This window comes from Paraburkholderia silvatlantica (assembly GCF_003096715.1).
GTDB classification, from domain to species: Bacteria; Pseudomonadota; Gammaproteobacteria; order Burkholderiales; family Burkholderiaceae; genus Paraburkholderia; species Paraburkholderia silvatlantica.
In genome coordinates this window covers 61,608-82,844 of record NZ_QEOL01000014.1, presented here as the reverse complement: position 1 = coordinate 82,844, position 21,237 = coordinate 61,608, and the positions used below count along the sequence as shown (strand labels likewise).

Here is a 21,237-nt window from a genome sequence, read left to right as displayed (position 1 = left end):
AAGGGCAACCTCGTCGGCTCGATTGGACTACGTTGGCCGCGCTCGCTCAGAACGCCGGGCCCGGCTTGCCGCTGCGACTGTATCAAAATTGGGTCCGCGCGGTCGCGAGCGCCCCGGTCGCACGGATCGCTCGCGTCGATATGCCGCATCTCCGAGTCCCGGGATGCCTGCACAGGCGGTCAGCCCCGCACTTTCTCGATAATCGATCCAAGGCGCGGTAAGATTCGCACACTTTCCCTGGGCGCAGCCCGGGGCCATACCCGGCCAGCAGGCCGATGGGTGAAAAGAACGCAATGCAAGCACTTCCGGCAGTCCTGCCGCCTGAACAGACGGCATTTTTCTTCGATTTCGACGGCACGCTCGTCGATCTCGCGCCCACGCCCGATGGCGTGCTCGTCCGTCCGGACATGCTCGCGCACCTGCGCGAGTTGCGCCGCGCGACGCACGGCGCGGTGGCGATCGTCTCCGGGCGCGGCATCGAGAGCATCGATGGTTTTCTCGGCATGCCCGATCTGCCCGTGGCCGGCCTGCACGGCGCGGAGCGGCGCGACGCCAACGGCGACACGCAGCGCGTCGGCTTCAACGACGAGCGCTTGCTGCACATGGAGCAGGTGCTCGCGGAGGTGGTGCGCACGCATGCGGGCATGCTGCTCGAGATCAAGGGCGCGTCGCTCGCGCTGCACTACCGGAACGCCCCGGAACACGAGGGCACCGCGCGCGCCGCGACCGAGCGCCTTGCCGCCGACTACGCCGACGCCTACGTGCTGCAGCCGGGCAAGATGGTCTACGAAATCAAGCCGAAGGACGTCGACAAGGGCCGCGCCCTGCGCGCATTCCTCGGCGAGCCGCCGTTCGCGGGCCGCCGCCCGGTGTTCGCCGGCGACGACCTGACCGACGAGAAGGGCTTCGCCGTCGTCAACGCGCTGGGCGGGCTGTCGATCAAGGTCGGCGGCGGCGACTCCATCGCGCAGGCGCGCGTCGACTCGGTCGAAGCGTTGATCGGCTGGCTCGCGTCGCTCGTTGCGGCCATGCCGGGTGCCCGGTGATTGCGCGCATGCCTTACTTCATTGCCCACGTAGAGTGCCGGCCTTGCCCGAGCCGAGGCGCCGCCTCGCGCGCGCCACGCTTTCCCGATTTCCTGCACGGAACCCGCCCCTCATGAGCCGATTGATCATCGTGTCGAACCGCGTCGCGCCGATTTCCGAAGGCGGCCCGGCCGCGGGCGGCCTCGCGGTGGGCGTGTACGACGCACTCAAGGAAACCGGCGGCATGTGGTTCGGCTGGAGCGGGGACGTGCTCGCCTCCGGCCAGCCGCAGATCGTGCTCGAAGAGCGCGGTGCCGTGACCTTCGCCACCATCGGCCTGCTGCGGCGCGACTACGACCAGTATTACCGCGGTTTCTCGAATGCGACGCTCTGGCCCGCGTTCCACTACCGCGCCGATCTCGTCCAGTACGACCGCCACGAGTACGAAGGCTATAGCCGCGTGAACGCGTGGCTCGCACAGCAGCTCGTGCCGCTGCTGCGCGAAGACGACGTGATCTGGGTTCACGACTATCACCTCATTCCGTTCGCCCAGGCGTTGCGCGCGGCGGGCGTGAAGAACCGCATCGGCTTTTTCCTGCACATTCCGTTTCCGGCCTCGCAGGTACTGCTGGCGGTGCCGCCGCATCGCGAGCTGGTGCAGGCCCTGTGCGCGTTCGACCTGCTCGGCTTCCAGACCAGGCCCGACCTGCGCGCCTTCTGCGACTACATCGTGAACGAGGCAGGGGGCACGACTGCGCTGCAGCCGGACGGCCTCACGCGCATCGAGGCGTTCGGGCAGACGCTCTGCGCGGGAGATTACCCGATCGGCGTCTATCCCGACGAGATCGCCGAACTCGCCAGGGCCGGCGAGCGCGGCAAGCCGGTGCGCACGCTCAAGTCCACGCTGCACGGGCGCAAGGTCATCATGAGCGTGGACCGGCTCGACTACTCGAAAGGGCTCGTGGAGCGCTTTCGCGCCTTCGAACGCCTGCTCGACCACACGCCGGCGCAGCGCAACAAGGTCTCGTTCGTGCAGATCGCGCCGCCCACGCGCGCCGACCTGCATGCCTATCAGGACATCCGGCTGCGCCTCGAGGCGGAGTCGGGGCGCATCAACGGACGTTACGCGGAACTCGACTGGACGCCGATCTGGTACATCCACCGCCAGTACGAACGCGCGGTGCTGGCCGCGCTGTTCCGGGCGTCGAACGTCGGCTACGTCACGCCGCTGCGCGACGGCATGAACCTGGTCGCCAAGGAATACGTGTCGGCGCAGGATCCCGAGGATCCGGGCGTGCTCGTGCTCTCGCGCTTCGCCGGTGCCGCGCAGGAGCTTTCGGGCGCGCTGATCGTCAATCCGCTCGATATCGACGGCATGGCCGATGCGCTGGGCACCGCGCTCTCCATGCCGCTTGCCGAGCGCCTCGCGCGCTATCAGGACATGATGGCCCAGTTGCGTGAGAACAATGTCTCGGTCTGGCGCGACCGCTTCATGCGCGATCTCGGCCGCGTCGGCGTGCGACAGGCGAGCCTGCCGGCGCTCGAGCGCGCGCAGGGCTGAACACCCGCGCCTCGCACACCGACGCGAGAGCGAAAAGAAACCGCTTCAGTCGATGCACTGAAGCGGATTTTTTTTGCGTCCGGGCGTTTGGGGCACCGCTGGGGCAACGCTGGGGCACCGCGCAGCGGGCGAGGCGCCCGCTGCGCAATGGTGTCATCAGGCCACGTGCTTTTCGTCGGTCTTCTTGCTGCCCAGATGCAGCGTGGACTGCTTGCCGTATTGCTTGGCGAGGAGGTCGCGGTAGAGACCCGGGCGGTTGCGCAGTTCTTCCGGGGTGCCGTCGTCGATCACCTTGCCCGCGCTCATCACGATGATGCGGTCGAAGTTGTTGAGCGTGGAGAGGCGGTGCGCGATCGCGATCACCGTGCGGCCCACCATCAGTCGGTCGAGCGCCTGCTGGATGGCTTCTTCGGACGCGCTATCGAGCGCCGAGGTGGCTTCGTCGAGCAGCAGGATCGGCGAGTTCTTGAGAATGGCGCGCGCGATCGCGATGCGCTGGCGCTGGCCGCCCGACAGCTTCACGCCGCGGTCGCCCACGAGCGTGTCGTAGCCCTCGGGCATCGCCTCGATGAATTCGGCGCAGCGCGCCTCGCGGGCCGCAGCGAGCACTTCCTCGCGGCTCGCCTCGGGGCGGCCGTAGGCGATGTTTTCATAGATCGAGCGGTGCAGCAGCGAGATGTCCTGCGGCACGAGCGCGATGGCATGGCGCAGGCTGTCCTGGGTGACGTGCGCGATGTCCTGGCCGTCGATCTTGATGGCGCCGGACTGGGTGGCGTAGAAGTGCTGGAGCAGCGCGAGCACCGTGGTCTTGCCCGCGCCGGATTTGCCGATCAGGCCCACGCGCTGCCCGGCCTCGATGCGCAGGTCGAAATGGTCGAGGATCGGTTTGCGGTGCGGATACGCGAAGGTCACGGCCTCGAAATCGACGCGGCCGCCCTGGGCCACGAGCTCGCTGGCGTCGTCGCGGTCGGGCATGCCGTGCGGCTCCAGCAGCGTCTGCACGGCCTCGGCGAGGCGTGCCACGTGCTGGGTCACATCCACGAGCGCCACGGCCAGATCGCGCGTGCCGTGCAGGATCGTGAAGCCGAGCGAACTGACCAGCACGATGTCGCCCGACGTCGCCTTGCCCTGATCCCAGAGCCACAGCGCCCAGCCAAGCAGGCCGGCCGACAGCATGGCCGTGATCACGGCATGCAGCAGACGCAGCTTTTCGAGGTAGAGCAGGCTCGATCGGCGCGCGTCGAGTTCGGCCTTCACGGTCGAGCCAAAGCGCTTCTGCTCGCGGAACGTCATGCCGAAGGCGCGCACGAGCGCCATGTTGCCGATCACGTCGACGAGTTCGCCGTCCACCGCGGCCGCCTTGGAGGCGAAGGTGTGGTGGCGCGACGAGCCGCGCCCGGCCAGCTTGAAGAGGATCACCGAAAGGATCGCCGAGCAGACGAGGAGGCCCGCCGCCATGAGCGGATTGACGGCGATGATCATGACGATCGCGCCGGCCACGGCGATACAGGGCGGCAGCACGTTCCACGCGGTGGTGTTCTCGGCCGTGTAGACGGCGTTCGACGTCGCGGTGATGCGGCTGGCGAGCGTACCGGGCTGCTTTTCGGCGTAGTAAGTGGGCGAGTGACCGCTCAGATACTGAAAGAGGTCGCGCCGCAGGTCGCCCGTCACGGCGACGAAGGTATGCGCCGCGAACCAGCCGCCGACCCGCCAGAGCAGGTTGTCGGCGGCGATCAGGCCGACGAGGATGGCGAACGCGCTCCACAGCGGGCCCGGATGATGGCGTCCCGCTCCGAGCACATCGATCAGATGCTTGATGGCGTACTGCGATGCAAGCGCGCAGCCGACGGCCGCGAACACGCTGACGAGCACGACAGTGTGGGCGAGCGGATGGCGCTTGATGTAGCGGAAAAGGAACGCGAGCGGGCGCCGCGCATAGCTCGCGAGCTTTGCGTTGTGGGCGTTACGCTGAGCGATGGTCAGATGTTCCAATTGATCGGGTGGTCGGTCTGACGGAACTTCGTCCGTGCAAGTTCAAAGGAAGATGGCGGGCGCTGAAACGATGAAGGGCTTCGGGCGCACGGCAACGAAGGCGGACTTACCGCATTGTAAACACCCCATGCGCCTGGCGCACCGCCTGTGCCCGGCGGACGCGCATCATATCGCGACACGATAGCGCGGGATACAGATTGGGGACACGTTGTTGCAGCGGAGGTTCAACAGGAATCCCGGACCGTTTTAGAGACAGGTGTTTTAGAGATAGAATTACTGGTTGCATTCGGAAAAGCGCTGTGCTTGCTCGCAACACGCCGTCCGCCGATTGCGAACAGGCAACGAGCAGGACCGATTCATGCGCGTTGGGGCCGCGACAATCGCGCACAGTTGTTTCCCGCAGTGCAGCATCCAATCTAGAACTCTCTTGGAAAACAAGGGGTTGCGGAGTGTTTCCGGTTTGTAACAACGTAAAGACTTTGAAATGATCTAGCCGGTATTTACCCTGGACCGGGATAATGCCGACTCGGACGACGTAGGGAATTTGACAGCTTCTCTGTCAACGGCCGCGAACCCTGCGCGTTTACCGCCTGAACCGCCGCGTGTGCGCTCTCCTGCCGCTTCACAACTGCGTCGGTCTGTGTCCGGATTCCCGGCGCGGTTAGCGGTACGGAACGCCTGTAAGGCGCGTGGCGACAAGGAAGCCGCAGCCTGCATAGGTCGATTGTCAAATTTGCAGTCTATTGCCCGATTTATTACGAGGAAGGAGTTCACCACTATGCGAATCGCTCAAATCGCTCCGTTGCACGAGGCGGTTCCTCCCAAGCTGTACGGCGGCACGGAACGGGTGGTCTCCTACCTGACCGAAGCGCTGGTCGAACAGGGCCACGATGTCACGCTGTTCGCCAGCGGCGATTCGGTCACCTCGGCAAAGCTCGAAGCGTTCTGGCCGCAGGCACTGCGCCTCGACCCCACGATTCGCGACGTGATGGCTCCGCACATGCTGCTGCTCGAAGAAGTTCGCCGCCGCGCGGACGAGTTCGACGTGCTGCACTTCCACATCGACTACTATCCGTTCTCGCTGTTCCAGCGCCAGCCGGTGCCGTTCGTCACGACCATGCACGGCCGTCTTGACCTGCCGGAACTGCAGCCGGTGTTCAATGCGTTCAACGACGTGCCGGTGGTGTCGATCTCGGACAACCAGCGCATTCCGCTGCAGCAGGCCAATTGGCAGCAGACCGTCTATCACGGCCTGCCGGAAGACGTGCTCACGCCGATTCCGAATGTCGAGCCCGGCTACCTCGCTTTCCTCGGCCGCGTCTCGCCGGAGAAGGGCCTCGACCGCGCGATTCGCATCGCCGGCCAGGCCGGCATGAAGCTCAAGGTCGCCGCCAAGATCGACAAGGCGGACCGCGCCTACTACGAAGAAGTCATCAAGCCGCTGATGGCGCTGCCGCATGTCGAGTACATCGGCGAAATCGGCGAGCATGAAAAGCGTGAGTTCCTCGGCAACGCACATGCGCTGGTGTTCCCGATCGACTGGCCGGAGCCCTTCGGCCTCGTCATGATCGAAGCCATGGCCTGCGGTACGCCGGTCATCGCGTTCAAGCGCGGCTCGGTGCCGGAAGTCATCGAGAACGGCGTGTCGGGCTTCGTCGTCGAAGACGAAATCAGCGCAGTCGCGGCGCTCAAGCGTCTGTCGTCGCTGCCGCGCGAGAAGGTGCGCGCCGCGTTCGAGGCACGCTTCTCGTCGAAGGTGATGGCACGCAACTACGTGGCCGTGTACGAAGAACTGCTGCGCCAGAAGCATCGCACCGTGCTGCGCGAAGTCAACGCCGGCTAAGTTCCGTTCCGGAACTGGACGCGCTGCGGCGCGCCCGGTTTTCCCGCTTTTCCAACGCCCCGGTGCCCGTGCACCGGGGCGTTGTCGCATTCGCGGCGGCGGCGGGTGAGGCGCACGCTTAATGTCCCTATAATGGCCGTGCCGTAAAATCCGCGGCGCCCACGAAAACGGGCTTTGCATGGGACCCGGGTAAGACGCTAAAGCGTCAACTCAGGTCGACAGCTTTGCATGGGACCAGAGTACAACGCTAAAGCGTTAACTCTGGTCGACAGCTTTGCATGGGACCCGAGTAAGACGCTAAAGCGTCAACTCTGGTCGACAGAGGAGAATACCCTTGGCCAGAACCCGACCGACGCCCACGGCCACCGTACCCGGTGCCGGGACGCTTTTCGCGCTGCGCGCGATCGGTCTCGTGATCCTCGCGCGCTGGCTGCACTCGATGGCGCAAATGAACTTTGTCGCCGCGCTGGAAGGCATGGCGTCGTCGCCGGCGGCGAGCCTGAATCTCGTCTTCCTGTTTCTGTTGATCGTGCTGCCGGGCGCAAGGGCCCGCGTCGAGCGGCCGTTTCACCCGCTGCCGCAGTGGCTGCGCCAGGCGCTGCGCTTTTTCGGCGTGCTCGGCTTTTTGTTCGCGATCGGCTCGATCGGCGTGTTCGTCTGGACCGCCGGCTGGCGGCGCACCTTCCACGCCGTGGCCGACACCAACGGTTGGCTCGTCGCCGCGCCCGCGCTCTATGCGGCCGTGGTCTGGATCTGCCGGCCTCGCGCGCTCTGGCGCAGCAACTTCGCGGCGCGGCGCTTCGCGATCGGGCGCTTCGCCGTTTCGATCGATGCCGCGACGCGCACAACGGTCGTCTGGCAGGAAAGCCGCAAGGTCGGCCAGTACGATGCCCGCGAGTTGTCGGTGCGCTGGCTCACCGGTGCGCTGCAGGGTGGGGCCGTGGCCTCCAGACCCGCGCTATTGCCCGCACCGGCGCAGCCCGGCCACCCTGCGCCGGCTGGCGTCGCCGAACCGGTTGCCGCCGTGGATTGCGCGGATTCCAGCGCAGCGTTGGGGGCCGGCCAGTCTGCGGCCACGCCCGAGCCGGGGGCGCCCGCTTCGCCGCGGCCGGCATCGGCGTCCTCTGCCGCCGCGCCTGCGGGCAAGCCCGCGCGCCGCGCAAAGATCGAATTGCTGTGGGATTCGCCGGCTGCGGCGGGCCACAACCGTCAGACTGTGTTTCGCGTGGGGCTCGGCTCCGAAGGCGACCGCACGGCTGCACGCGCTCTCGACGCCGCGCTCAAGCAGGTCTGACGACCCGCGGCCTGGCCGCATTGCGCCACGTCCGCGCTCGAGCCGCTTTACCATTGCTTGCCGTTCCTGTCGTCCACTGGAAGGAGTTGCAATGCTGATACGCTGGTTGCTCGCCGCCGTTCATCTGCTCGCCTTCGGCTTCGCGCTCGCTTCGATCCTGCGGCGCACGCGCGGCCTGCGCCGCTGCACGTCCACCGAAGACCTGCCGATGATCTTCAGCGCCGACAACGGCTGGGGCGGCTCCGCGGTCGTCCTGATCGTCACGGGTGGAATGCGTGCCTTCGGCGGCTTCGAGAAGGGCGCTGAGTATTACCTCCATGAACCGCTCTTTCTCGTGAAGATGGGCGCGCTCGTGCTGATCCTTCTGCTCGAAATCGCACCCGTGATGGCGCTGCTGCGCTGGCGCATCGCCGTGCGGCGCGGCGACGTGCCGGATCTCACCGGTGCGTCGAAATACGCACGCATCGGCAGATGGCAGACGCTTTTGCTCGTCGTGATGGTGTTCGCGGCCACGGGCATGGCGCGCGGCATCGGCCTCGACACTGGCGAGTAGGGCGCGCGCAGTTCTCAAGTCCAGTTCGCAACGCAGGAAGCCCGCGCAAAGCCGAAGCCCAAAGCAAAATGCCTCGTTGCTTGCGCAACGAGGCATTTTATTCTTCGGTGTTTGTCGTTACCAACACCAGGAATTCTGGTGGGTAGTACTGGGATCGAACCAGTGACCCCTGCCGTGTGAAGGCAGTGCTCTACCGCTGAGCTAACCACCCGAAGAGAGTGAGATTATGCAAGGTGTTTCCGATCTTGTAAAGTCCTTTTTAAGCATTTTGCGCATCGGCCGAACTGGCTTCGGCGGGAGCCGGCGCAGCGCGCCAAACCGACGTCCCTTTGATCGCCTTGTCGAGACCGTCGAGCACGGCGTTGTGTTCGGCGATTTCTTCCTCGCTCGCCATGATCACCGGCAGATCGATCGACTCGAGCTGGATGCGCGGCGCGGCGGCCGCACCGGGCGCGGCGTTCTCGCCCAGCATGTCGATGACGAGACTTTCCTGGCCGCGCGTCATCGCCAGGTAGACCTCGGCGAGCAGTTCCGAGTCGAGCAGCGCGCCGTGCAGCGTACGGTGCGCGTTGCTGATGCCGAAACGATCGCACAGGGCGTCGAGCGAGTTGCGCTTGCCGGGAAAGATCTGCTTGGCCTGCACGAGCGTGTCGATCACCTCGCCGCAGTGTTCCCTGAACGCCGGCTTGCCGAGCAGCGCGAGTTCGGCGTCGAGAAAGCCGATGTCGAACGGCGCGTTGTGGATGATGATGTCCGCGTCGCGAATGAAGTCGAGGATCTCGTCGGCGACGTCGGCGAACTTCGGCTTGTCGGAGAGGAACTCGGTCGTGAGGCCATGCACGGCGAGTGCGCCCGGGTCGCTGTCACGCTCCGGATTCACGTAGAAGTGCAGGTTGTTGCCCGTGAGCCGGCGGTTCACCAGCTCGACGCAGCCGATTTCGATGATGCGGTCGCCCGTGCGGGCGTTCAGGCCGGTGGTTTCGGTATCGAGAATGATCTGGCGCATGTCTTGTAAAACGTGAAAGCGTGAGGCGGCCGCGCGCGGCGGTCCCGGAAAGCGGGTCTCAGAGTTCGGCGAGCGTGGCGACGCCGCGGTTCGCAAGCGCGTCGGCGCGCTCGTTCTCCGGATGGCCGGCGTGACCCTTCACCCAGCGCCACTCGATCTCGTGCCTGGCGACGAGCGAGTCCAGTCGCTTCCAGAGGTCGTCGTTCTTGACCGGCGTTTTGGCGGCCGTCATCCAGTTCTTCTTCTTCCAGCCGTGAATCCACTCGCTGATGCCTTTTTGCACGTATTGCGAGTCGGTGTGCACGATCACCTTGCACGGGCGCTTGAGCGCGTCGAGTGCGGCGATCACCGCCATCAGTTCCATGCGGTTGTTGGTCGTGCCGGCCTCGCCGCCGAACAGTTCCTTTTCCTGCGCGCCGAAGCGCAGCAGCGCGCCCCAGCCGCCGGGGCCCGGGTTGCCCTTGCAGGCGCCGTCCGTGAAGATTTCGACGAAGTCGGGTGTGCTCATGAGTCCTTGTTGCGTGTTGGGGAAGGGGTGGTGGCCGCGGGCTTCAGGCTTGCGGCCAGCACCGGCTTCTTGACCTTCAGTGGGCCGACGAGGCGCATGCCGCGCACGCGCTTGATCGCCGTCACCATGTAGATAGCGCCGAAAATCGGCCACCAGCGGTCGCCGGCGGCTTCCATGAAGCCGTAGCGGCCGAGCCACTGGTCCGTCGCGAGCGGCGGACGATAGCAGCCGAAGCGCCCGCGTTCAAGCTCGAAGCCAAGCAGCTTGATCCAGTCTTTCAGGCGCGTGAAGGCGATCAGGTCCTGGCGCGCGGGCAGGAACGGATGGCCAGTCAGCTTGCCGACCGACTGGCGCGCGCCCCACAGCGAAAGCGAGTTGAACCCGACGATCAGGAGTTGTCCTTCGGGCATCAGCACGCGTTCGGCTTCGCGCAGCAGACGGTGCGGGTCGCTCGTGAATTCGAGCGTGTGCGGCATCACGATGAGGTCGACGCTCTGCGCCTCGAACGGCAGATCGAGATAGTCGCACCAGACGGTGCTGCGGCCCGCGGGCGCGTGAAGCAACGAACCGCCGCCGTCTACCGGGGGGCGGCCTGGTATTGCGCTGCCCGTGCCGGGCGACGTTTGCCCGCCGTTCGGATGCGCTTGGGCCGACGCGCCGGGTATGGAGTAGGGGGCGCTTGCGGCACTGGCGGCGTCGAGCACGAGGCCGCGGCACGACATGCGGTTCTCGCGCAGGGCGTCGAGCTGAGGCAGGCCGAGCTGCAGCGCATGGTAGCCGAATATGTTCGATACCACGCGGTCGAGCTGCTCCTGCTCCCAGCCGAGCACATACCTGCCGGCGGGCGAGGCGCTCCAGGCGGGCCAGTCTATAATCAATCGGTCAGACATGTCGAAGAATACGTCGCCCCATGAAGAGTCCGCTTGAGTACGCGCGTTCGAACGATGCGTGCGCCTACGAGTACGTACCGGTTCCGGCTTTTGAAGACAATTACATCTGGGTCGTTTCGGACGGCCGGAATGCCGTTGCCGTCGATCCGGGCGACGCCGCTCCGGTTCGCGCGTATCTCGCGAAGCGCGGCTGGCGGCTCGTCGCTATTTTACTCACCCATCACCACAACGACCACGTCGGCGGCGTGGCGGACCTGCTCGCCGACGCTCGCGTGCCCGTCTACGGTCCGGCCGGCGAGGCGCTCGGCCCGCTCGATGCGTTCGTCACGCGCCTGAAGGGCGGCGACGCCGTCCATCTGGACGCGCCCGCGCTCGACTTGACGGTGATCGACGTGCCGGGCCATACGCGCGGCCACATTGCGTATTTCCAGGCAGCGGACGCAGCCGGCACGCCGCACGTGTTCTGCGGCGACACGCTGTTCGCCTGCGGCTGCGGACGCCTCTTCGAGGGCACGCCCGCGCAGATGCTCGACTCGCTCGACGCGCTCGCGGCCCTGCCCGGCAACACCCATGTGCATTGCGCGCACGAATACACGTTGTCGAACATTCGCTTCGCGCTCGCCTGCGATCCCGGCAACGCCGATCTGCGCGACTGGAGCCGCGAAGCGGCGGCGCTGCGCGAGCGCGGCGTGCCGACGCTGCCCACGACGATCGCGCACGAGCGCGCCGTCAATCCTTTCCTGCGCGCGGGTGATGCGTCGGTGCAAGCCGCTCTCACCGAGGCGCTGCACGAACCGGTGCCGGACCGGCTGGCGGCTTTCGCAATGATGCGTGAATGGAAGAATCGGTTCCGCTGACCCAGCAAGGTCAGGGGGCATGCTCAACCCAATCGTATGGAATCACGCCCAAGCTGCGGATTTCATGGCTTTTTTTCCCATTAATTCCGATTGACGGAAACCGCCGCGTTCCGTACTATCGGCTGCAAATTCCAGCCATGCGGATGTAGATTTTCATGCGATTCATAATCAGTGCGCTGCTGGTCCTCATGCTCGCCGCCTGTGCGAGCGGGGGGCCGTCTGCGACTTCTCAGGCACCCACCAACGCCCAGGCCAACGCCGACCTCATTCGTAAGACCTCCGCAGCAAAAGAAACCATTAACGTCGATCAAGGCTCGGTCGATCAGCTCACCAGCCCCGATGCCGACCTCTGGGCGCGCATTCGCCGCGGCTTCCAGATGCCCGACCTGCAGAGCGACCTCGTCGACATGAACGCCAACTGGTACGCCCAACGGCCGGACTACGTCGCGCGCATGACCGAGCGTTCGCAGAAGTACCTCTATCACATTGTCGAAGAGCTCGAGGCGCGTCACATGCCTACCGAGCTCGCGCTGCTGCCGTTCATCGAGTCCGCCTACAACCCGCAGGCGCTGTCGGTCGCGAAGGCCGCCGGCATGTGGCAGTTCGTGCCGGGCACGGGCCGCACCTACAACCTCAAGCAGAACATGTGGCAGGACGAGCGCCGCGACGTGCTGGCCTCGACGAGCGCCGCGCTCGACTATCTCTCGCGCCTGCACGACATGTTCGGCGACTGGTATCTCGCGCTGGCCGCTTACAACTGGGGCGAGGGCAACGTGCAGCGCGCAATCGCGCGCAACGAGGCGGCGGGACTGCCGACCGACTACCAGAGCCTGCGCATGCCCAGCGAAACACGTAACTACGTGCCGAAGCTGCAGGCAGTCAAGAATATCGTGATGAACCCGCAGCAGTACGGGCTCACGCTGCCGTCCATTCCGAACCACCCGTATTTCGTGACGGTGACGACCTCGCACGACATCGACGTGGACGTCGCCGCCAAGCTCGCGAACATGACGACGGACGAGTTCCGCTCGCTCAACCCGTCGTTCAAGAAGCCCGTGATTCTCGGCGCGACCGACCCGCAGATCCTGCTGCCGTTCGACAACGCGAGCGCGTTCGAGCGCAACCTGAAGGCCTATTCCGGCCAGCTTTCGTCCTGGACCGTCTACACGACCGACTCGCGCGCCACGCCGGCGGCGATCGCGCAGAAGATCGGCGTGGACGCCGACACGCTGATGTCGGTGAACAAGATTCCGGCGGGCATGCGCCTGAAGGCCGGCTCGACGCTCGTGGTGCCGCGCACCGACGACGGCGACGACGAGGACATCAGTGCCGACGTGGCGGAAAGCGCCGTGCTGGCCATGGAGCCGGACGTGCCCGACACGCGCAAGATGCTGATCCGCATCCGCCGCAAGCAGTCGATGGAAGCGGTGGCGAGCCGCTATGGCGTGTCGCTCGGCCAGTTGAAGGCATGGAACAAGACCCGTCGCGACTCCGTTGCGCCGGGCCAGGTGCTGGTGTTGCACGTGCCGGTCAACAAGGCGATGCCGAGCGAGCCGGGTCCGGAACGTCTGGCAACGAACGTTTCTGGCGGTGGCGTGCAGCGAATCGGCACCCGCGTTGCAGACACCGGGTCGAAGTCGCGATACGATAAGAAGCACGGTCGCGCGCGCACCGAGGTGGTCAAGGTTTCCGAACCGGTCAAGGCCAGGACGGTCAGCGCTGCGCCCAGCAAGGCGTCGAAGGGTGCGGCGAGCCGCCCGAAGGCCGAAACCCACGCGCAGAAGCACCATACAAAATAGCGGCTGGCGAAGGGTGCTCAAACATGCGTTGCGGGGGCAGCGCATGGTATTTCGCTCCGATCACTTTTCCGTTTTTGTTGTGTTTGACGCCGTCACCTCGCCAGGTGGCGGCGTTTTCATTGGCGGGTGCCAAAAATAAAGGGCGTGATTGCGGGCGACGCTTGCCGCCGCGCCCCCGCCCGCTATAGTGGAAAGGGCCGCGCACAGGGCTGCGAGCATGCTTCCCGTCGCCAGCGTCATCGTGAAATTTGAAGGAAAGGTGACTTTCGCGCTATAATTTCAAGGTTTGAGCTTATCAACCCGCACCCTAGCGCCTACCTCCTCCCATCCGTTCATCCGCCGCCCGCGCTTCATCGTCAACTGGCCGGCTGCCGCCCGATCCTGCGTCACCAACGCGCGCTCGTGGCCCGGCGCCCCAACGGTCGACCGCTGATGAGGTCGCACAAGCGAGCGAGCCGCGCGCGCATCCTGATCCTCACAGAAACGGATGCCGACGCCGCAGCCGCTCCCAGGTCGCAAGATCGCAACGTCGGATAACAGGTCGGCACAGGGTGCTCCCCCAAGGAGTCTCCCGTGTTGCCGTCATTCTCTCCCGCTCTGCTCGCGCTCGCCGACGGCACGGTCTTTCGTGGTTACTCGATCGGCGCGCCGGGTCATACGATCGGTGAAGTCGTGTTCAACACGGCCATCACCGGTTATCAGGAAATCCTGACCGACCCGAGCTACGCTCGCCAGATCGTCACCCTCACGTATCCGCATATCGGCAACGTCGGCGTCAATGCCGAAGACGTCGAAGCCACGAAAGTCCATGCCGCCGGTCTGATCATCCGCGACCTGCCCGTGCTCGCCTCGAACTTCCGCATGGAGCGCTCGCTCGGCCAGTATCTGAAGGACGAAGGCGTGGTCGCCATCGCCGGCATCGACACGCGCAAGCTCACGCGTATCCTGCGCGACAAGGGCGCGCAAAACGGCGCGATCCTCGCGGGCTCCGACGACGAAGCCAAGGCCATCGAACTCGCGCGCTCGTTCCCGGGCCTCGCGGGCATGGACCTCGCCAAGGTCGTCTCGACCGGCAAGCCGTACCCGTGGAACACCACGGAATGGCGTCTGGGCGAAGGCTACCGCACGCAGTCGGCGCCGAAGTACAAGGTCGTCGCATTCGACTACGGGGTGAAGCAGAACATCCTGCGCATGCTGGCCGAGCGCGGCTGCGACGTCACGGTCCTGCCGGCGCAGTCGACGGCTGAAGACGCGCTCGCACTGAACCCCGACGGCGTGTTCCTCTCGAACGGCCCCGGCGATCCGGAACCGTGCGACTACGCGATCAAGGCGACGCAAACCTTCATCGAGCGCGGCATCCCGACGTTCGGCATCTGCCTCGGTCACCAGATCATGGGCCTCGCCGTCGGCGCGAAGACCCTGAAGATGAAGACGGGCCACCACGGCGCGAACCATCCGGTGAAGGATCTGGCCGATGGCCGCGTCGTCATCACGTCGCAGAACCACGGCTTCGCAGTGGACGCCGCCACGCTGCCCGCGAACGCGCGCGTCACGCACGTATCGCTCTTCGACGGCACGCTGCAAGGCTTCGAGCTGACCGACAAGCCCGCGTTCTGCTTCCAGGGTCACCCGGAAGCGTCGCCCGGCCCGAAGGACATCGGCTATCTGTTCGATCGCTTCACGGCGCTGATGGACAAGGCGAAGGCATAAGCGCCGCGCACAGCCGAAGCGAAAGAGCAGAGCGGGGTGCGCAGCGAGCCGGTTTGAAGCACGGCCCACGCGCGCATCCGGGCGGCTGGCAAGGAAAGCAGCGAGCCGCCAGACGTAAAAGACACAGGAATATTTAGCGAGAGCGTTATGCCCAAGCGGACAGACATCAAGAGCATTCTCATCATCGGCGCGGGTCCGATCATCATCGGCCAGGCGTGCGAGTTCGACTATTCGGGCGCGCAGGCATGCAAGGCGCTGCGTGAAGAAGGCTACAAGGTCATCCTCGTCAACAGCAATCCGGCGACGATCATGACCGACCCGAACACGGCCGACGTCACCTACATCGAGCCGATCACGTGGGAAGTGGTGGAGCGCATCATCGAGAAGGAGCGCCCCGACGCAATCCTGCCGACGATGGGCGGCCAGACCGCGCTGAACTGCGCGCTCGACCTGCACCATCACGGCGTGCTGAAGAAGTACAACGTCGAGCTGATCGGCGCTTCGCCGGAAGCCATCGACAAGGCCGAAGACCGCCAGAAGTTCAAGGACGCGATGACGAGGATCGGTCTCGGTTCGGCGAAGTCCGGCGTCGCGCACTCGATGGAAGAGGCGCTCAAGGTGCAAGGCGAGATCGCCGAAGCCACCGGCACCGGCGGCTACCCGGTCGTGATCCGTCCGTCGTTCACGCTCGGCGGCTCGGGCGGCGGTATCGCCTACAACCGCGAAGAGTTCGAAGAGATCTGCAAGCGCGGTCTCGACCTCTCGCCCACGCGCGAGCTGCTGATCGAAGAATCGCTGCTCGGCTGGAAGGAATACGAGATGGAAGTGGTCCGCGACAAGGCGGATAACTGCATCATCGTTTGCTCGATCGAAAACCTCGACCCGATGGGCATCCACACCGGCGACTCGATCACGGTCGCGCCGGCGCAAACGCTCACCGACAAGGAATACCAGATCCTGCGCGACGCGTCGCTCGCGGTGCTGCGCGAGATCGGCGTGGATACGGGCGGCTCGAACGTCCAGTTCTCGATCGACCCGCGCACGGGCCGCATGATCGTGATCGAAATGAACCCGCGCGTGTCGCGCTCGTCCGCTTTGGCCTCGAAGGCTACGGGTTTCCCGATCGCCAAGGTCGCCGCGAAGCTGGCCGTGGGCTACACGCTCGACGAACTCAGGAACGAAATCACCGGTGGTCAGACGCCGGCATCGTTCGAGCCGACCATCGACTACGTCGTGACGAAGATTCCGCGTTTCGCGTTCGAGAAGTTCCGCGAAGCCGACCCGCGCCTCACCACGCAGATGAAGTCGGTGGGCGAAGTGATGGCGATCGGCCGCACGTTCCAGGAGTCGTTCCAGAAGGCGCTGCGCGGCCTCGAAGTGGGCGTCGACGGTCTGGACGAAAAGACCACGAGCCGCGACGAGGTCATCCGCGAGATCGGCGAAGCCGGTCCGGACCGCATCTGGTACGTGGGCGACGCGTTCCGCGTGGGCATGACGCGCGAAGAGATCTTCGAAGAAACCGCGATTGACCCGTGGTTCCTCGCGCAGATCGAAGAGATCATCAGGAAGGAAGAGGCGGTCAAGGGCTGCACGCTCGAAAGCCTCTCGAAGGACGAGCTGCGCTACCTCAAGCAGAGCGGTTTCTCGGATCGCCGTCTTGCGAAGCTGCTCGGCAGCAACGCGACCGACGTGCGCAAGCGCCGTATCGAGCTGAACGTACGCCCTGTCTACAAGCGCGTGGACACCTGCGCCGCCGAATTCGCGACGAAGACCGCCTACATGTACTCGACCTACGAGGAAGAGTGCGAGGCGAACCCGACGACCAACAAGAAGATCATGGTGCTGGGCGGCGGCCCGAACCGGATCGGCCAGGGCATCGAGTTCGACTACTGCTGCGTGCACGCCGCGCTCGCCATGCGCGAAGACGGCTACGAAACGATCATGGTCAACTGCAATCCGGAAACCGTTTCGACCGACTACGACACGTCCGACCGCCTGTACTTCGAGCCGCTCACGCTCGAAGACGTGCTCGAAGTCGTGGATCTGGAAAAGCCGGTTGGCGTGATCGTGCAGTACGGCGGCCAGACGCCGCTGAAGCTCGCGCTCGACCTCGAAGCGAACGGCGTGCCCATCATCGGCACGTCGCCGGACATGATCGATGCGGCCGAAGACCGCGAGCGCTTCCAGAAGCTGCTGCAGGACCTGAACCTGCGCCAGCCGCCGAACCGCACGGCGCGCGCCGAAGACGAAGCGCTCAAGCTCGCCGACGAAATCGGCTACCCGCTCGTCGTGCGTCCGTCGTACGTGCTGGGCGGCCGCGCCATGGAAATCGTCCACGAGCCGCGCGACCTCGAGCGCTACATGCGCGAGGCCGTGAAGGTGTCGAACGATTCGCCGGTGCTGCTCGACCGCTTCCTGAACGACGCGATCGAGTGCGACGTGGACTGCATCTCCGATGGCACGGAAGTATTCATCGGCGGCGTGATGGAGCACATCGAACAGGCGGGCGTGCACTCGGGCGACTCCGCCTGCTCGCTGCCGCCGTACTCGCTGTCGCAGGAGACGGTCGCCGAACTCAAGCGTCAAACGGCCGCGATGGCCAAGGCGCTGAACGTGGTCGGCCTGATGAACGTTCAGTTCGCGATCCAGCAGGTGCCGCAGGACGACGGCTCGAAGAAGGACATCATCTACGTGCTGGAAGTGAACCCGCGCGCTTCGCGTACCGTGCCGTACGTCTCGAAGGCGACCAGCCTGCCGCTCGCGAAGATCGCGGCGCGCGCGATGGTCGGCCAGAAGCTGGCGCAGCAGGGCGTGACGAAGGAGGTCGTGCCGCCGTACTTCAGCGTGAAGGAAGCGGTGTTCCCGTTCATCAAGTTTCCGACCGTCGATCCGGTGCTCGGGCCCGAGATGCGTTCCACCGGCGAAGTGATGGGCGTGGGCAAGACCTTCGGCGAAGCGCTCTTCAAGTCGCAGCTCGCAGCGGGCTCGCGCCTGCCGGAGTCGGGTACCGTCTTCATCACGGTGATGGACGCCGACAAGCCCAAGGCCGTGGAAGTCGCGCGCATGCTGCACGAACTCGGCTACGGACTCGTCGCCACGCGCGGCACGGCTGCCGCGATCGAGGCGGCCGGCGTGCCGGTGAAGGTCGTGAACAAGGTGAAGGACGGTCGTCCGCACATCGTCGACATGATCAAGAATGGCGAGATTTCGCTCGTCTTCACGACCGTCGACGAAACCCGCTCGGCGATCGCCGATTCGCGTTCGATCCGCATGAGCGCGCAGGCCAACAAGGTCACGTACTACACGACGATGTCGGGGGCGCGTGCGGCCGTCGAGGGGCTGCGCTACCTGAAGAACCTGGAAGTCTATGATTTACAAGGCCTCCATGCTCGCCTAAACTAAGGCTTCGATTGTCTGTCCAACACTCGACGAGGCAGGCTAAAAAAGCTGAATGTGCCGCGGTTAAGCGGCGTCCCAACAGGGTTTTCAGGCTGCGCCAGACCGCGCAGCCGCCCTCGCGGGATGCACTTAACCGCGGAATTTTTTTATGGCCGCAACGCGCGCGACGAGCGTGCGTGGCGCGGCCTTCTTTAGGCCCTCGTGGGCCGTACGAGTTGTTTATGAGCACGATTCCCTTGACCAAGCGCGGTGCAGACCAACTCCGCGGAGAGTTGCAGCGCCTGAAATCCGTCGAGCGTCCGGCGGTCATCAATTCGATCGCGGAAGCCCGTGCGCAGGGCGATCTGTCGGAAAACGCGGAATACGACGCCGCCAAGGAAAAGCAGGGCTTCATCGAAGGCCGCATCGCCGAGATCGAGTCGAAGCTGGCGGCCGCGCAGATCATCGACCCGGCCACGCTCGAAGCGGACGGCCGCGTGGTGTTCGGCTCGACTGTGGATCTCGAAGACCTCGATTCGGGCAAGACCGTGACCTACCAGATCGTCGGCGACGACGAGGCCGACCTCGAGCACGGCCTGATCTCGGTCAGCTCGCCCATCGCGCGCGCACTGATCGGCAAGTCCGAAGGCGATGTCGCCGAAGTGCAGGCCCCCGGCGGCGTGCGCGAGTACGAGGTCATCGAGGTTCGCTACGTCTGAGGGCGCATCGACGTGAGTACTGCAAGCCATGTGGGTTCCGCCACTTCCGTTTCACTCGTTCCGCACCGGCTCTTCGGGCTGCTGGCCATGTTGTGGGTCGGCAGCCAGCTGACCATCGGCTATGCGGTCGCGCCCATCCTGTTCGCGTCGCTCGAGAGGGTGGTGGCCGGCGAGCTCGCCGCGCAGCTCTTTCGACTCGAAGGCCTGATCGGCGTGGTGTGCGGCGTGCTGCTGCTCGGGCTCTCGAGCGTGCTCGCGCGCCGCGGCGCGCTGGGCTATCGCCGGCTGCGCTGGATTCTGGCCGCCATGCTGCTGTGCGTGCTGATCGGCTATTTTGCGCTGCAGCCGTTCATGAACGCGTTGCGCGTTCAAGCGATGAGCGCGGGCATGGATGTGGCCAGTTCGCCGTATGCGAGCCGCTTCGGCTTGCTGCACGGCGTGTCGAGCCTGTTCTATCTCGTGCAGAGCCTGCTGGGTGCGTGGCTCGTCTGGCTGTTGCCTTCGGCACGCGGCACGCTGGTGCAGCGCGTGGAAACCGCTCCGCGCTGACAGTCGCCTGAAGCCGGTCAGGCGAAAAAAAGCGCGGCTCGAAGGCCGCGCTTTTTTACTTCGAACCCTGGTGGGCCCGCTTGGAACTGGTTTGGCGCTTCTTGGCGCGCTTGATGTTGCCGCCTTGCGTGACGCGCTCGTTGCCCTTGACCGTCACCTTTTGCGCCTTCGGCTTGCGCATGGGGTTGTCGCTGGCCTTGACGACCTTGACGATGCGGGGCGCGGCGCCACGCTTGCCCGCTTCACGCGCGCTCGGTACGTCGGCGGCCGGGCGCGACACGGTGCCGCGGGCGCCGGCGCGCGCGGTCGTAGCCTTCGCGCGGGCTTCCTCGGGCTTGTAGATGACGAGCAGCTTGCCGATATGCTGGATCGGGGCGGCGCTCAGGCGATCGCAGATCTCTTCGTAGATCGCGAGGCGCTCTTCGCGCTCGTCGCCGAACACGCGCACCTTGATGAGCTGGTGCGCGGCAAGGTGAACCTTGATTTCCTTGAGGACGGCGTCGGTCAGTCCCTCGGCGCCGATGAGCACGACCGGTTTGAGCGCGTGAGCCTGGGAACGCAGCTCGGAGCGCTGCTCGGCGGAAAGAGTGAGGGCGGGCATGGGATGTGGCAGACTCGACTAAAATGACGGCGCCGCGCGGGTCGACAGGCATGCATTGATAACCTGGGCAGACGTAAATGCGCTCCGCGAAGAGCGGAGCGCCAGCGGGCGAAGCGCGTCGGAACAACGGAAAACCGTGGGGAACGGCAGGGCGCGGGCAAAAAACGCCGGCGGAGCAACGAACATCCGGCCAGGCGGGCCGCGACGGCCGCACGAATAAAACGCGTATTATCCGCTAAAAGCGCGGAATCACGCAGCAAGAGTTCATCTTTAATGGCAAAAAATCGCTTCAACCAGTCGTGGCTGCACGACCATATCAACGATCCGTACGTGAAAATGGCGCAGCGGGAGGGCTATCGTGCCCGCGCTGCCTACAAGCTCAAGGAAATCGACGAGCAGGACAAGCTGATCCGCCCCGGCATGGTGATCGTGGACCTGGGCGCCGCGCCCGGCAGCTGGAGCCAGTACGCCCGCAACAAGCTCGCGCAGGGCACGAAGCGCGACGACCAGCGGCCCGGCGGTATCGACGGCACGATCATCGCGCTCGACATCCTGCCAATGGAACCCATCTCCGATGTGCAGTTCCTGCAGGGCGACTTCCGCGAGGACGACGTGCTCGCGCAACTGGAAGAATTGGTGGGCGGCCGCCCGGTCGACCTTGTAATTTCGGACATGGCGCCCAATCTCTCAGGGGTCGCGTCGGCCGACGCGGCGCGCATCGAGCACGTGTGCGATCTCGCGCTCGAGTTTTCGCAGAATCACCTGAAATCCGATGGAGCCCTTTTAGTCAAATGCTTCCACGGCAGCGGTTACAGTCAGATCGTCGAGAAGTTCAAGCAGCAGTTCAAGGTCGTGGCGGCGCGCAAACCGAAGGCTTCGCGCGATAAATCGTCCGAAACGTTTATTTTGGGTAGACATCTGAAGCGTCCCCGTTAAACGGGGCATGATTGCC

17 protein-coding genes and 1 tRNA gene are annotated in these 21,237 nt (G+C 65.2%); 12 read left to right on the top strand and 6 right to left on the bottom strand.

From position 1 onward, the window contains the following. Window positions 1-293: 293 nt before the first annotated feature. A complete protein-coding gene (gene otsB, locus C7411_RS19400) occupies window positions 294-1,046 on the top strand; it encodes a trehalose-phosphatase (protein ID WP_110387366.1) in 753 nt (250 codons plus the stop codon). Between the two features lie 112 nt (window positions 1,047-1,158). Beyond that, the gene (gene otsA / locus C7411_RS19395) at window positions 1,159-2,586 is read left to right on the top strand and encodes an alpha,alpha-trehalose-phosphate synthase (UDP-forming) (protein WP_110387365.1); all 1,428 of its coding nucleotides are present in this window, start codon (window positions 1,159-1,161) and stop codon (window positions 2,584-2,586) included. 156 nt (window positions 2,587-2,742) lie between these two features. On the opposite strand, the gene C7411_RS19390 is transcribed toward otsA, so the two are convergent. After that, window positions 2,743-4,578 carry an ABC transporter ATP-binding protein gene (locus tag C7411_RS19390; protein ID WP_110387364.1) on the bottom strand — a complete coding sequence of 612 codons (1,836 nt, stop codon included), beginning with the start codon at window positions 4,576-4,578 and terminating at the stop codon, window positions 2,743-2,745. 778 nt (window positions 4,579-5,356) lie between these two features. Here C7411_RS19390 and C7411_RS19385 point away from each other — a divergent pair. The 3 genes from C7411_RS19385 (at window position 5,357) to C7411_RS19375 (ending at window position 8,268) form a co-directional block, all read left to right on the top strand. Continuing rightward, window positions 5,357-6,421 carry a glycosyltransferase family 4 protein gene (locus tag C7411_RS19385; RefSeq protein WP_110387363.1) on the top strand — a complete coding sequence of 355 codons (1,065 nt, stop codon included), beginning with the start codon at window positions 5,357-5,359 and terminating at the stop codon, window positions 6,419-6,421. A gap of 334 nt (window positions 6,422-6,755) precedes the next feature. Next, window positions 6,756-7,715 (top strand): hypothetical protein, encoded by a 960-nt coding sequence (locus tag C7411_RS19380; protein WP_110387362.1) that lies wholly within the window; start codon window positions 6,756-6,758, stop codon window positions 7,713-7,715. Window positions 7,716-7,806: 91 nt separating this feature from the next. Further along, complete coding sequence (locus C7411_RS19375) at window positions 7,807-8,268, top strand: DUF2214 family protein (RefSeq protein WP_110387361.1); 462 nt, start codon at window positions 7,807-7,809, stop codon at window positions 8,266-8,268. Between the two features lie 136 nt (window positions 8,269-8,404). On the opposite strand, the gene C7411_RS19370 is transcribed toward C7411_RS19375, so the two are convergent. The 4 genes from C7411_RS19370 to C7411_RS19355 all read right to left on the bottom strand — a co-directional run bounded on the left by C7411_RS19370 (window position 8,405) and on the right by C7411_RS19355 (window position 10,672). Then, window positions 8,405-8,479, bottom strand: a tRNA-Val gene (locus C7411_RS19370). A 48-nt stretch (window positions 8,480-8,527) separates the two neighbouring features. Continuing rightward, entirely contained in the window at window positions 8,528-9,274 is a 747-nt protein-coding gene (gene dnaQ, locus C7411_RS19365; protein WP_110387360.1) for a DNA polymerase III subunit epsilon, read from the bottom strand. Window positions 9,275-9,332: 58 nt separating this feature from the next. Next, window positions 9,333-9,782, bottom strand: coding sequence for a ribonuclease HI (gene rnhA, locus C7411_RS19360; RefSeq protein WP_110387359.1), 450 nt, complete (start codon window positions 9,780-9,782; stop codon window positions 9,333-9,335). Further along, window positions 9,779-10,672 carry a class I SAM-dependent methyltransferase gene (locus C7411_RS19355; RefSeq protein WP_110387358.1) on the bottom strand — a complete coding sequence of 298 codons (894 nt, stop codon included), beginning with the start codon at window positions 10,670-10,672 and terminating at the stop codon, window positions 9,779-9,781. The genes rnhA and C7411_RS19355 overlap by 4 nt, the downstream gene beginning before the upstream one ends. Before the next feature lie 20 nt (window positions 10,673-10,692). On the opposite strand from C7411_RS19355, the gene gloB reads away from it, so the two are divergent. The 6 genes from gloB (at window position 10,693) to C7411_RS19325 (ending at window position 19,684) form a co-directional block, all read left to right on the top strand. Beyond that, on the top strand, window positions 10,693-11,529 hold the full coding sequence (gene gloB, locus C7411_RS19350) for a hydroxyacylglutathione hydrolase (RefSeq protein WP_110387357.1): 837 nt from the start codon (window positions 10,693-10,695) through the stop codon (window positions 11,527-11,529). 155 nt (window positions 11,530-11,684) lie between these two features. Then, entirely contained in the window at window positions 11,685-13,328 is a 1,644-nt protein-coding gene (locus C7411_RS19345) for a transglycosylase SLT domain-containing protein (RefSeq protein WP_110387356.1), read from the top strand. Window positions 13,329-13,901: 573 nt separating this feature from the next. Then, window positions 13,902-15,038, top strand: coding sequence for a glutamine-hydrolyzing carbamoyl-phosphate synthase small subunit (gene carA / locus C7411_RS19340; protein ID WP_110387355.1), 1,137 nt, complete (start codon window positions 13,902-13,904; stop codon window positions 15,036-15,038). A gap of 147 nt (window positions 15,039-15,185) precedes the next feature. After that, a complete protein-coding gene (gene carB / locus C7411_RS19335) occupies window positions 15,186-18,440 on the top strand; it encodes a carbamoyl-phosphate synthase large subunit (RefSeq protein WP_110387354.1) in 3,255 nt (1,084 codons plus the stop codon). A 218-nt stretch (window positions 18,441-18,658) separates the two neighbouring features. After that, on the top strand, window positions 18,659-19,135 hold the full coding sequence (greA, locus tag C7411_RS19330; protein WP_042261359.1) for a transcription elongation factor GreA: 477 nt from the start codon (window positions 18,659-18,661) through the stop codon (window positions 19,133-19,135). A gap of 87 nt (window positions 19,136-19,222) precedes the next feature. Further along, the gene (locus C7411_RS19325) at window positions 19,223-19,684 is read left to right on the top strand and encodes a DUF4149 domain-containing protein (protein ID WP_110387449.1); all 462 of its coding nucleotides are present in this window, start codon (window positions 19,223-19,225) and stop codon (window positions 19,682-19,684) included. Window positions 19,685-19,739: 55 nt separating this feature from the next. Here the strand turns inward: C7411_RS19325 and C7411_RS19320 are convergent, their stop codons facing one another. Further along, complete coding sequence (locus C7411_RS19320) at window positions 19,740-20,285, bottom strand: YhbY family RNA-binding protein (protein ID WP_110387353.1); 546 nt, start codon at window positions 20,283-20,285, stop codon at window positions 19,740-19,742. A gap of 273 nt (window positions 20,286-20,558) precedes the next feature. Between C7411_RS19320 and C7411_RS19315 the strand changes: the two genes are divergently transcribed. After that, window positions 20,559-21,221 carry an RlmE family RNA methyltransferase gene (locus C7411_RS19315; protein WP_110387352.1) on the top strand — a complete coding sequence of 221 codons (663 nt, stop codon included), beginning with the start codon at window positions 20,559-20,561 and terminating at the stop codon, window positions 21,219-21,221. Window positions 21,222-21,237 lie beyond the last annotated feature (16 nt).